Origin of the sequence: Nitratireductor rhodophyticola, assembly GCF_019891355.1 — a bacterium.
In the GTDB taxonomy this organism is placed as follows: Bacteria; Pseudomonadota; Alphaproteobacteria; order Rhizobiales; family Rhizobiaceae; genus Nitratireductor; species Nitratireductor rhodophyticola.
Genome location: NZ_JAHSSF010000006.1, coordinates 193,071 through 205,406 on the forward strand (window position 1 = coordinate 193,071; position 12,336 = coordinate 205,406).

The 12,336-nt window shown below is 58.1% G+C and carries 13 protein-coding genes; 4 read left to right on the plus strand and 9 right to left on the minus strand.

Annotated elements, in window-relative coordinates; genetic code table 11:
• Nucleotide 1 precedes the first annotated feature (1 nt).
• The 7 genes from KUG85_RS20790 to KUG85_RS20820 form a co-directional block, all read right to left on the minus strand.
• On the minus strand, nt 2-652 hold the full coding sequence (locus KUG85_RS20790; RefSeq protein WP_009452597.1) for a DsbA family protein: 651 nt from the start codon (nt 650-652) through the stop codon (nt 2-4).
• A gap of 66 nt (nt 653-718) precedes the next feature.
• A complete protein-coding gene (locus KUG85_RS20795) occupies nt 719-1,459 on the minus strand; it encodes a L,D-transpeptidase family protein (protein ID WP_051018048.1) in 741 nt (246 codons plus the stop codon).
• Between the two features lie 431 nt (nt 1,460-1,890).
• Nucleotides 1,891-2,898, minus strand: coding sequence for a L,D-transpeptidase family protein (locus KUG85_RS20800; RefSeq protein WP_009452599.1), 1,008 nt, complete (start codon nt 2,896-2,898; stop codon nt 1,891-1,893).
• 216 nt (nt 2,899-3,114) lie between these two features.
• Nucleotides 3,115-3,651: a copper chaperone PCu(A)C gene (locus KUG85_RS20805; RefSeq protein WP_009452600.1), complete on the minus strand. Its 537-nt coding sequence runs from the start codon at nt 3,649-3,651 to the stop codon at nt 3,115-3,117.
• Nucleotides 3,632-4,282: a cytochrome c oxidase assembly protein gene (locus KUG85_RS20810; protein WP_009452601.1), complete on the minus strand. Its 651-nt coding sequence runs from the start codon at nt 4,280-4,282 to the stop codon at nt 3,632-3,634. Before KUG85_RS20810 ends, KUG85_RS20805 begins: the two co-directional genes overlap by 20 nt.
• A 619-nt stretch (nt 4,283-4,901) precedes the next feature.
• Complete coding sequence (locus KUG85_RS20815; RefSeq protein ID WP_009452602.1) at nt 4,902-5,558, minus strand: transglutaminase-like cysteine peptidase; 657 nt, start codon at nt 5,556-5,558, stop codon at nt 4,902-4,904.
• A 147-nt stretch (nt 5,559-5,705) separates the two neighbouring features.
• Nucleotides 5,706-6,218 (minus strand): copper chaperone PCu(A)C, encoded by a 513-nt coding sequence (locus KUG85_RS20820; RefSeq protein WP_240532838.1) that lies wholly within the window; start codon nt 6,216-6,218, stop codon nt 5,706-5,708.
• 146 nt (nt 6,219-6,364) lie between these two features.
• Between KUG85_RS20820 and KUG85_RS20825 the strand changes: the two genes are divergently transcribed.
• Both KUG85_RS20825 and KUG85_RS20830 read left to right on the plus strand, forming a co-directional pair.
• Complete coding sequence (locus KUG85_RS20825) at nt 6,365-6,787, plus strand: MerR family transcriptional regulator (protein ID WP_009452604.1); 423 nt, start codon at nt 6,365-6,367, stop codon at nt 6,785-6,787.
• A 141-nt stretch (nt 6,788-6,928) separates the two neighbouring features.
• Nucleotides 6,929-8,275, plus strand: a complete 1,347-nt coding sequence (locus tag KUG85_RS20830; protein WP_009452605.1) for an Nramp family divalent metal transporter — start codon at nt 6,929-6,931, stop codon at nt 8,273-8,275.
• A 12-nt stretch (nt 8,276-8,287) separates the two neighbouring features.
• Here KUG85_RS20830 and KUG85_RS21185 read toward each other — a convergent pair whose 3' ends face one another.
• Nucleotides 8,288-8,569, minus strand: a complete 282-nt coding sequence (locus KUG85_RS21185) for a hypothetical protein (RefSeq protein WP_255606523.1) — start codon at nt 8,567-8,569, stop codon at nt 8,288-8,290.
• 286 nt (nt 8,570-8,855) lie between these two features.
• Nucleotides 8,856-9,836, minus strand: coding sequence for an endonuclease/exonuclease/phosphatase family protein (locus KUG85_RS20840; protein WP_255606524.1), 981 nt, complete (start codon nt 9,834-9,836; stop codon nt 8,856-8,858).
• Between the two features lie 214 nt (nt 9,837-10,050).
• Between KUG85_RS20840 and KUG85_RS20845 the strand changes: the two genes are divergently transcribed.
• Both KUG85_RS20845 and KUG85_RS20855 read left to right on the plus strand, forming a co-directional pair.
• Complete coding sequence (locus KUG85_RS20845) at nt 10,051-10,779, plus strand: response regulator (protein WP_143088113.1); 729 nt, start codon at nt 10,051-10,053, stop codon at nt 10,777-10,779.
• Nucleotides 10,776-12,332, plus strand: coding sequence for a peptidylprolyl isomerase (locus tag KUG85_RS20855; RefSeq protein WP_255606525.1), 1,557 nt, complete (start codon nt 10,776-10,778; stop codon nt 12,330-12,332). The genes KUG85_RS20845 and KUG85_RS20855 overlap by 4 nt, the downstream gene beginning before the upstream one ends.
• Nucleotides 12,333-12,336 lie beyond the last annotated feature (4 nt).

The following is a 12,336-nucleotide window of genomic DNA, read 5'->3' on the forward strand; positions in this document are numbered from 1 at the left end:
GCTATTCATCGGAGCCTCCTTGCTGTTTCGCGGCGGTAACGAGCGGATCGATAATCTCGCTGAACCGCTCGATGCTCAGTGCGCCTTTTTGCATCTGGCCATTGATGAAGAAGGTCGGCGTCGAGTCCACTCCAAACGACTTGCCTGCCTCGGCAACGGCAGAGACCTGATCCAGCAACTCCTGGTCCTTGAGGCATTTCTCGAAATCGGCGGTGCTCATCCCCGTCATGCCCATCACTGACTTGAGCGCCTCGGTCCCGTCGGCAACCCGTGCCCAGTTGTCCTGCGTGCGGTAAAGCAGATCGATGGTGGGATACCATTTGTCATCGCCCATGCACCGCGCCAACATGAATCCGGCCGAGGACCGCGGATCGAACGGAAACTCCCGCATGATGAAGCGGACCTGACCCGTATCGACATATTTTTTCTTGAGCTCGGGCCACACATTTACATGGAAGGTGCGGCAATGGGGGCAGGTCAGAGACGCGTATTCGATGATCGTTACCGGCGCGTCCTCAGGCCCGAAGCTCTTTTCCGGCAGTGGCCCTGGGGCCAGCAGCGCGTCGGTTGACGGTTGCGCTAACAGGAGGGCGGGATAAGTCGCGACCATCCCGGTCGCAGCCATGCCAAAAATCAGATTGCGGCGTTTCATTTCAGGTCCTTTCGTGAGGACGGTTTTATGCAAGCTCTAGCCCCTTGAGAGGCAAGGGGGCTCTCGCTAGAAAAGTGCACTTGTTTGGGCTCGAACGATGATGGGGGCCGGCGTTGCGACGCGGTCGTACAAGTCGATGATGTCCTGATTCATCAACCGGACGCAGCCGCTCGAAACCGCCTTGCCGATGGTCCAGAATTCGGGCGTTCCGTGAAGACGGTAAAGTGTGTCTTCGCCATTCTGGAATATGTACAGCGCTCGCGCGCCAAGCGGATTGTTGAGGCCAGGCGGTTGACCGCCGTTTTCCGCGCTCCACTTTTCCAGTTCCGGCTGGCGTGCAATCATCTCGGCGGGAGGTGTCCATTTCGGCCACCGCTGCTTCCACTGGATCACGCCGTCACCCGACCATTCGAACCCCTGACGGCCGAGGCCAACGCCGTAGCGCATCGCCTTGCCACCCGGCCGGACGAGATAGAGAAAGAAATTTCTCGTATCCACGACGATTGTGCCGGGGCGCTCACCGGTGGGGTCGTCGACCAGCTGCCTGTAGAAGCGCTTGTTGACCTTGGACAGGTCAACGGCCGGGATCGGGAAATCTTCTTCCGGCATGGCGCGATACATGGAAAGGTAGGATCGATCTTCCGCAGGTTTGATCTGCACCGGCTCTGCCGGCTCGTTGCCGGTGGTCGAGCAGGCAGGCAGGACGAACCCACCGGCTGCCGCCGCGCCGAGCCTGAGAAACTGCCGCCGGGAAAACTGTACGCGTAGTTGTGTCTGGGTCACTTGTTGTGCTCGCAATAATATCATCAGGGTCGAGCGCCTGCCGTGCAGACGCTGCTCATATGAAGCAACGACCCATCGAGCACACCACGCCGGCGGAACTGCCGGATGGTGCGACGGCGATCGTTTTCGCCTCTTCGTGAGTCTATCGGGGAGGGGGGACGACCAGGGCAACAATCCCGGGAGGAACAGTGCCGGCAGATCTCTCCAGAGGAGAAGCATGTGTCTCGCAAAAAGCAGGAGCGTGCCATGCGGCAAGCCAGCTGCAGCCATCATGACACTTCGCGGCAGCCACAAGCGAAGCGGGAGCGCCATCGTCGCCGGTGTCAGTCTCGACATATGTCAGGACTGAGCCCCGCTTGAACGGCTCCCCCTCGCCCGCCGCCGCCGTCGTCAGCGCAGCGTGGAGACTAATGAAACATAGCATCAGGAGAGCGAGCAGTGTCCGTCCCATCGCGTCACTCATTTGGCGAGTGAGGGTCGGCCAGTGCGGCCTCGGGACGGCTGATCGGCACCGATGTCAGCGAGGTCCGCTTGGCGAGAGAAGCCTGTCCGCCGCGTTCCAGCAGCTTGCGGAAGCTCGGATGCATGCCTCCATCGGAATAGGCATGTGCCGAAAGCACGCTGCCGGTCGAAAGAAGATCGTCCATAGCGACGCGATCGGATTGCTGCCGTCCGGCGACCAACGGATCAGCAGCATTCAGTGCCGGCGGACATGACGCCAAAGGATCCCGTGGCTCTCCACCTTCGAACTCCCTGTCGAAGACGTAGCGTCCTTCGCAATAGGAGACCTTCGGTTGCCGACGTGTGACCTCGAAAATGTCGTAGCCCAGCTTCAGGTCCGACCAGAACGAAAAGTTTGGATCGTTCCTGTATTTAGCCATGTTCTGGGGCGTCATCCGAAACGGAAACGCCTGGACCTGGAACGTCCCTTGGCCACCTTTCAGGGCCTCGCGCGCGACGGCATAGATCTCGGCCACGCCTTCGTCCGTCAGTGCGAAACACCCGGACGACGAGCAGGCGCCATGGACCATGAGCGCCTCCCCCGTATAGCCGAGTGCTGCTTCAAGCGTGTTCGGATAACCAAGATTGAAGGACAGATAGTATTGGGAGTTCGGGTTCAGCATTCCCGCGGACACATGATAGAACCCTTCAGGAGCCTGACGGTCCCCATCCCGCTTTTTCGGGCCGAGCTTTCCGGACCAGCGACACATCGGGTAGGCCTTGAGAAGGGCGTATCTGCCGCTGCGATCCCGTTTCCATATCTCAAGCTCGCTTTCCTGCTTGAAAATCCGTACGAGGATCGGCGCGGAAGCCGACATGGATTTGCGCGACATTTCCGCCACGAGTGCCGCCGGGATCGCCTGGGTAGCCTTGCCGTCAACGTCGAGAACGGTCGAAACGCATGCGCTCAAAAAGAGCGCAAGCAGCACAATCCCCCCTGTTCTGACGGCTGTAAACATCATCGATAACCATATTCATCTGCACGCACCCATTCCGGCAGCGCTTCGCAGAGTCAGGCCATCATAGTTAAAATGGCGTTTCCGCCAACGAATTTCCGCGCGGCAAAGAATCACAGGAATGAGAGGTTGCCCGCGAGAGACAACGTATCGGTGAATGTGGCGATATACTACAGACGGTAATAAGTCTGCGCGCTGGCGATATCCTGTTCGCCAACCGGTTTAGTGGCCAGCCTCGTCCTCGACAATAACCATTGTATCGATTTTTCCCTTTTCTCCGAAATCAAGCCTTAGTTGAAACGTGTCGCCGGGCCGTAGCGGCTTCTTCAGTCCGGAAATCCAGATATGCTCGCGCCATGGGGCAAGACCCAGCGGCTTGCCTGGGCTGAGCGTTATGCGGGAGGGCCAACGTTCCGCGCCGTCCGCATCGACACGGAACCTGACAGTCTCGGCGACGGATGATTCCGCCCCTGTCAATTGTGCTTCTGCCGTCCCCTGATTGAGAAGGGCGCCATACACCGGTACGCCGTCGTCTCCTTCCGCCGGCGGCGGTGACCAGACGTGGCCGATCGAAATCTGGCCCAGCTTATAGCTGTGGGCGGACGCGCCACTTGCGGCGAAAACCGCCAGAAAGACGCCTGAAGCCAGCGACCTGCCGATCCGCGGCCAGGGCTCGAACGCCGATGCCGCGTTTGACCAACCCCGTTCCCGGCGCTGAGATGGTTGTGCTTCTATCGGACTATCTTCTCGGCGCGTCATTATCGAACTCCTGGGTCGAGGAGGTCGTCAGGCGTTCGTCCGTCTCGTCGGATCCCTTCGAAAGATTCCGTGCTGCTTCGATCTCCTGCGGTGACAGGTTCTTCTGTCGAAAGAAGGTATAGGACAGCGTCACTTCACGGAAATTCCGGGCATCCTTATCCTTCAGCATTTGCTCGTCGAGATACAGAACCAGGGGCATCCGGGCACTCTGGCCCGGCCCCAATTTCTCTTCCGTGAAACAGAAGCACTCGATTTTGAAGAAGAAAGGGGCCGTCTGATACGGCGTGACGTTGAATGTGGCCCGTGCGACGACGGTTTCATCAGAAACATTTTTTGCGTAGTAATAGACCTTGGTGGGTACGCCGAATTTTGTCTCTATGCTTCGTTGCTCAGGGCGAAACTCCCAGGGAAGGTCTGGCGCGACATTTGCATCGAAAAGCACTTTAACCGTCTCGTTGCTCGTCGCGGTCGGCATCGATCCGTCGACCGATCGTTGGACCGTCCCGCCATAACCTGTCAGGTCGCAAAACATTCGATAGAGGGTAGGTGAATATGCGACGAGACCTGTCATGGCGACCAATATCCCGGCGCTGGCCATCACGGGCCAGCGTTTGCGCGAGCGATGTTCCATGGGTCACGACCTCCTCTGATCCTCTTGGCCGAGGAGGTTGTTTTATGATCAACGATCTGACAACGTGACATCAAGGCGCGGGGGCTCGATGCGCTGCCTCCTATCATTTGGTATCGGCAAGCGTCAAAGCACCGCACCGGGTAAAGCTCGTCTGCCTGTTGAATAACGTTCTGGCGTGGAGGAAACTCACTTCGGTTACAAAGAGAAGCAGACATAGCCATGCCGGAAGCACTGGAATGCCTTCCCTCCCACGAGTCGCTGCTCCTTGCGCGCAAAAGACGGCGTATGAACTGGGTGCTGTGCGTGCTTCTGGTAACGTTCGTCGTTGCCGTGTACTGGATAAGTTTCAGTCACGTTCGGACTGAGACGAACGAAACTCAATCGTCCTCCGAACTGGGTAACGGTCCAATCACTCACGCTTGAGTGGCCGATCGCCGTTATCGGTGAGAAGGTGGACCGTCTTGACGTCCAATTCGGTCCATTTCTCGATGATTTTTCGCTTGGCCTGCTTTACGTTAATCGTACCGATCGCCTACTTGGTACTGTCTTCGGTGTTCCGACTGGTGTGCGTCGGGCTCGGTCATAACAATCTTGAGATGCTATACGGCGGCACTGCGGTCTATCTGTTTACGCTGGCGGCCGCCGCGGAAGGCGCGTACTTCCTGCCTGAGGACATAAGAAGCTCGTCCTCATTCACCAGGCTGACCCAGCGATTCAGGTCTTCTCCAGACTGGCGCTTAAGATAGTAGATTTCCGTGTCCTTCCACAGCAGGACCTTCTGCTCCAGATTGTCCAGGATGAAGTCCCCGAGATTCGTGACCACTGTCAGGACCGCGTGTCCTCCGCCCTTTGCGTCGCGGGCAACCGTCATCAGCAGAGCACCCAAAGGGTAGCCGAGTTCGTTCAGGCGCTTGCGTTTCTCAAGAGCGTAGTCCTCGCAATCTCCCACGGTGGTCGGGTATTCCCATCGCTCTTCTACGCCGAAGATCTCCATGTCGGTAAGCGGAGCGACCGCAGCGTTCACATCCGCGTTGATCGAGACGATCTCCCGCCATCTCGGCTTCGTAAGCTTGATCATCGAGCCTTCCGGTGACCGGGCACACTCGCTCCGGTAGCGCCTGCAGTACTCGTAGTATCCGACCGGCATAGTGGTCGTCCCGAATGTAAGCATATTGCTGGCTCGGATGGGCTGTGTGGGGTTGAAGTGAAAGGCATTGGCTGACGCCATGACGCATGACATTCCGAGCGCCAGGGCGCAAACAACAAAGCGTATCATTGAACCGTCTCCCCGTAGTGTTGGGAAGCAGATACAGGATAAGCCTCAAAACGATGGAAAATCAGTTGGTTAAATTAAGGGAGAACTATCTGAAAATTTTATGCGGTGCTTCAATATTTGATTCACCGATGGTGACCGCATACGCGGTCAGTCAACGGCGACGTCTCCCTGGCCGTGATGATGTACCGTCAACTGATCGCGTGATTGGACGACATTGGCGGTAACTTCCAGTTCCTGCCCGCCTTCGAAGACCAGCGTAAGGCGGCTGTCAGACAACCTGTCAGTTCGGGACAGGGGATCCTCCAGGAGCAAGCGAATGCCGCTAGGGCGCATCGTCAATTCGGCGTGACCCGGCACAGGAACAATTCCTTCCACTGGCCCGGTGCTGGTCCGGCCCGAACTCATTTCGGTTCGCAAGATGGAAATCTTGCCGAATGCATCGCTTCGGATCGCCTCCAGGCTGATCTGCTGATTGGTGCCATTCCAGATTGTGAGATAGCCTTCAACGCCGTCGTCCTCGTTCTCTGTCACCAGGATCTCCGCGTGCTCGACCGTCAAAATCGGCGGCGGCTTGCCATGATCTTGTACGCCGTTGGATGCCTCCACCTGCGTGGCCAAGACGAAGATTGCCAGCCCCGCTGTCAAAAGTTCTCTATTCACAAGCAAATGTCCTCTCTCCAGTGCCTGCCCTTGGTTGAGCCCAATCTGGGCAAACCTATGATCAATGCTGCCAGACAATGCGGCAATTGAACGCGTTTGCAGGGAGAAATCCTAAGTCATAATAGCTATAGATACTGGAGGAACAGATGCTGACGATTGGAGAACTGTCGCGGGCAACCGGCGTCAAAATTCCTACGATACGGTACTATGAGCAGATGGGATTGATGGCTGTTGCCGAACGTTCCGGGGGCAACCAGCGGCGATATGAATCACATGATCGAGAGCGCCTGTCGTTTATCAAGCATGCTCGGGATTTGGGGTTCACAATCGAGGCCATCAGGGAACTCCTGGAACTGAGCGCTCATCCCGACCGTCCTTGCGTGGATGCCGATGAAATCGCCGTTCGGCAGCTTCAGGCCGTTCGCAACAAGATCGCCAAGCTCCGTCTTCTCGAGAAGGAGCTTGATCGCATGACGTCACGAAACCACGACGATCAGGTTAAACACTGCTACGTGCTGCAGTCTCTCGCCAACCACGACATGTGCGTGAGCGAACACCAGCGACCTTAGCGAGGAGCCAAGCGTCGGCTTCTCGCACGATCCCCGAAAGATTTCTGAATTGCGGCGCGACGTCAGCCAGCACGTCTTGCCAAATGCAATTTCATTGCTTTAAATGCAAATAGGTTGCAACTGCAAATCCGAGGGATCGAGATGACCGAGCCGACGTCGGACGTCGCCAACGGCTGGAGGGGCAGGTCGCGTGCCCCTTCAATGTCCGATGTGCACCGGTCAGTGCCCGTGCAGGGCATGCACTCGTCCTGGCGCCGGGCCGCCGCCTTCATCGGCCCGGGCTATCTTGTTGCCGTCGGCTACATGGATCCCGGCAACTGGGCGACGTCGATCGCAGGCGGATCGCGCTTCGGATACACCCTGCTCGTGGTGGCCCTGATCTCAAACATCATGGCGATCATCCTCCAATCCCTTTGCGCGCGACTCGCCATCGCGTCCGGCAGGGACCTGGCGCAGGCTTGCAAGGATGCGTATCCAAAGTCCGTGTCGCGTACCCTGTGGGGGCTCGCGGAGGTCGCGATCATCGCGACCGACATCGCCGAGGTCATCGGTACGGCCATCGGCTTGAACCTGCTCTTTGGCATCCCGCTGGAAATTGGCGTCGTGATCACCGCGCTTGACGTCTTCCTCATTCTCTATCTGCAAAGGCTTGGCTTCCGCTGGGTCGAAGCACTGGTGATCGCGCTGCTTGCCGTAATTGCCGTCTGCTTCGTGCTTCAGATTGCCCTGGCGGATCCGAACTGGGGCGACGTCATCCGCGGGTTCGCCCCGACCACCGAGATCGTCACCAATCCCGAAATGCTCTACCTCGCCCTTGGCATCCTCGGCGCGACGGTGATGCCGCATAACCTCTATCTCCACTCCGGGATCGTGCAGACGAGGAATTATGGCGACAGCCTGCCGGAAAAGCGCGAAGCGCTGAAGTTCGCCACGATCGACTCAACGGTCGCACTGATGTTCGCGCTCTGCGTGAATGCGTCGATCCTCATCCTTGCCGCCGCCACGTTCAACACGACCGGGAGGACGGAAATCGCCGAATTGGGCGAGGCCCACAGCTTGCTGGCACCGATGCTCGGCGCGGCCATCGCGCCGACCTTGTTCGGAATCGCGCTCCTGTGCTGTGGCATAAACTCGACGGTGACGGCGACCCTTGCAGGACAGATCGTTATGGAAGGGTTCCTGGATATCAAGCTGCCCCCCTGGCTTCGCCGGCTCATCACGCGGGCGATCGCCATCATTCCAGCCGCGGCGATCACCATCTGGTACGGAGAGAGCGGCACCGCCCAGCTCCTGATTTTGACCCAGGTGATCCTCAGCCTTCAGCTGTCTTTCGCGGTGTTTCCCCTGGTGATGTTCACGGCCGACCGGAAAAAGATGGGTGAACTGGTGGCGCCCCGTGCGCTGGTCGCCATCGCCTTCTTTATCGCCTTTGCCATCGCTGCCCTGAACGTCAAGCTGCTCTTCGACTTTCTTGCGTCCGCAGCTTGATCCCCGGCGTCCTCACGCCTCCGTGTCGTCCTCGAACCGGCAGAAATAGGTCACCCTATCGGCGGCGCCATTGGATGAAGGAACGTTGCGCAGAACGACCTTGACGACCGAACTGCCCGCAGGCGCAATGATATTCCCGGCAATCGTCTCCGTCGGATGGTCATCGGGGATGAGCTCGAAGACGGTCTCGTCCCCGCGGGTCTGGCCGAAACGGACCGACCCTGTATCGTAGTCGCCCTCCGCGGCATAGGTCGTCTCCATCCTCCTTTGATCCAGGAACAGATAGTATTCCATGTCCGAACCGAACGGCACTCGGCCCCAAAGCAATGCGTCGGCCTTCTCACGGGACGGCCTGATGCGGCGCACGAGCGCATCACAGTCCGCGGAGGAAGGTACTGCTCCTTGGTCTGGGAACCACAGGAACACGCCCGTCGGCGGTTCTGCCAAAGCCGGTAGAATGCCGGCAAGCGATGCCGCAAGCAAAACGCCGATTGTCTGCCTTAGCCGCATGCCCGCCTTCCGATCCGCGCGTCTTGATGCATCCGTTCACCGTGCCTGAAGTTGGGATCGATGGCCTGACCTACGGAAGTGTGAGCCTCGCAATGACTGGAAGGTGATTTGACCCGAATTTTGGCCCCATCGCCAAGCTGTCCAATCCCACCGCTGGCGACAGCACGATGCGATCAATTGGTGTCCCGAGCTGCGTCCACGATCCGAACCTTATGCTGAATCGGGTCGGCAGGGGCCACCATCGGGATTCAGTCGTCCTGTAACCCGTGGAGGACAACAGGTCTTTGAAGAAAGGAGACCACGAGGCGGTGTTCCAGTCACCCGCGACGACAACGGGAGTGTCCTGCCGTTCCGACAGGAGCGCCTGCGCAAGATCACGCAGATAGGCCGACCGCTCGCGCCACATGCGTGGACTTCTCGGCGTCTGCGGATGAACCGCATAGACGATGAGGGCCCGGCCTCCCACAAGCAGTTCATATCGGACGGCAAACCTCCCGCCCGTGTCGGCGCTCTCGGGAGACACGGTTCTCGCGGTCAGGATCGGAAATCGGCTGAATAGCTTCATGTCCGTGTTGGCGTGCAGGTCGCGACTGCTCTCGAATGGCCAGATGCCGCTGGCTGCCAACGCATCCTGCCATCGCGGCGTCATCTCCTGGAGCACCAGGATGTCGGCGGTCGCGATTGATGGAAGTGAGAGAAAGTCCGCCGGATCGGGGTTGTCGACATAGACATTAGCGGTCACCACCGTAAGTGGTGCGCCGATCTGCGAAGAAGCAGGCAGTGGTAGGAAAAAGAACGGGAACACACCGCTTAGCAGCGCTAGTGTCCCGAAAAGTGCCACGATGACGTGGCGGAAGGCCAAACTAAGAACAAACAGGCATGTCGCGAGGAGCAAAAGATGCGGGCGAAGGAAGTTTGCGAGGTCAGCAATCCACATGTTTGTCGCGAGAGCCATCGATCCCAACGATGCTGCGGAAAACCCTGCGCACAGGACTGCCATTGCGACGATGCCGGCTCTATGAAGCTTACTTTTTGAAAGCGTAACGAGCATTCTGCAGTCGCAAGACGGTCGGGATGATGAAGGAATAGTCCCTCCTCCTCGCTCTTACCAGTGAGTCAAACTAACGCGGCGACCGACGTCAGAGGCCTCTTGAATCTCTAGCAGCATGAGATTGTACGCTATGCTGGAGCGAGACTTATCGATCGGCCGAGACAGGAAGCCCGCAAACGTCGCTCACCCTGTGCTAGCGATCGGGGAGTGACCTGTGTCAGTGGATGTTTTGAACGGTCATATCCTGGTGGTTGATGACCATCAGGATATTCGAGACCTGGTCGCCGGGCTGCTCGCCAAAGAAGGATATCGCGTCAGCGCTGCAGCGGATGGACGACAAATGCGGCGGCAGCTCATCGAAAGCAGCGTCGACCTTGTCGTTCTCGATCTCATGTTGCCAGGAGAGGACGGGCTCACCCTTTGTCGCGATCTCAGAGCCACGACCAACATTCCAGTTGTCATGCTCACCGCGAAAGGCGACGAATTTGATCGTGTCCTCGGTCTCGAGATGGGCGCTGACGACTATCTGACAAAGCCTTTCGGCGGCAGGGAACTCGTGGCCCGAATCCGCGCGGTCCTCAGAAGGACGCGATCCGTTCCCGCAGGAACGCGAAGCAAAACTGCGTGCGTGTGGCGGTTCGACCGCTGGACATTCGACACGGCGACACGCTCTCTGAAGTCGATAGATAATGCATTGCTTTCCTTGAGCACTGCCGAATTTAACCTGATGAAAGTATTCGTTGAGCGGCCGCAGATCGTGCTCACGCGGGATCAACTCCTCGATTTGACCCGGGGCCGTGAGTCCGAATTCATTGATCGCAGCATCGACACCCGGATCAGCAGGTTGCGGCGGAAGATCGAGGAGGATCCCCAAAACCCACAAATCCTCAAGACCGTGTGGGGCGACGGCTATGTATTTGCAGCCGACGTGTCGCGTGGATGATCGGTTTGCTGCCGAAAAGCCTGAGTGGCCGAACAGTCGTCATTCTTGTGACGGGCCTTGTTGCGACGCATATGGTCACCCTGCTCGTACTGTCGGAAGATCGAGTTGAGTCGTTGACGCGCACAGAAGAGCAACACATCGCCCAGCATATTGCGTCTATTGCGAATATTGTTTCAGACGTTCCAAGCGAATGGAGGGATCGGATCGTTCGTTCCTCTGATGGCCACCTGTTCAACGTCAGAATAACGCAGGACGACGTGCCTGCTCCGAGCCAGGAGGAGCTTGAGACCTACTACCGACAGAACATCGACCAATTCAAATTGCCACGCCGCGCCATTGCTGATGAACTGGAGTTCAGTGCATCACAATTCGGCCCGAAGGCCCAACAAGAGGCGGCCAGCGCCTTACTGAGCATCCAGGGCGGCGCAACATTCCAGGCGACAGCAGAGCGATACTCGAAGGCACGTTTTTCATCCCGGGCGGAGGTGCCCGAAGGCAGCAAGAACCCCGATTGGGACAAAAACGTCTTCGCACTGGTTCCCGGGGAACTGGCGAGCGTGTTTCAGGCAGGCGGATCGTATTATGTCGTCCGCCTTCAGGAGGTCATGCCCGCGGGCGCAAAGAGCTTAGTCGAAGTCCGCCCGACGATCATGACAACCGTACGCGCGCAAAAGGAACAGCAATGGTTCGCGGAGAACGGCGAAAAGACGCTCTTCACGATCAAGGGACAGCGCTACAGCCTTCGCGATTTCTACAAGGAATATGAGGAAGCGTCACTTCGCGACCAGTTCGAAGGCGCAGAGGGTCTCAAACGTTTGGCAGACGCGCTAATTGATCGCATGCTCCTGGTATCGGACACCTATGACAAGTTGCTCGACGTCGCAAACAAACCCCTTGCCGACGAAACGCGACTTCGTTTGCTGCGGCAAATGATGGAGCAGGAGGAGGTGGACGACCGGATCGATGTCACCGACGAGCAAATTCAAGCATTCTACTCCGACAATCGCGATCGCCTTGTGAGTCCTCCGATGTCGAGAATCCGTTATGTCCGTATCGGTCTTGGCTCGAGCGAGGCGGACGCGAGTCGTGCACGCGAACGTTCAGACGAAGCCTATCGGAAGCTGACAGGAGCAGTCCCGGGGTCGGACTTTGCCTCGGTAGCGCAGGAGTATTCCGAGGATGTCGAAACAGCTTCAAAGGGTGGCGAGTTCCCTGGTTGGATCGGCGAAAGCGGGGATCCACTAGGCGAACTGATGAGCCACCCATTCCATGAAGCGATTCAAGACATGGAGCCGGGAAAAGTTGGCAAACCTTTCGAGTTGGGAGGCAGCATCTACATCGTGGAAGTGACGGAACGAACCTCGCCGCAACAGTTAATTCTTGACGAGGCAAAGCCCTTTATCGAGGAGTACCTGACCAACCAACAGCATCGCTCCATGGCCGATGAATTGCAGAGGCGGCAACTCCAAGAAGCCAAGGTGCAGTTGTATCCGCAGGTTCTGGAAAAATATCTCACGCGCGCGGCCTCTCGCGAACAACCGCCATCGCCGTAGCGAA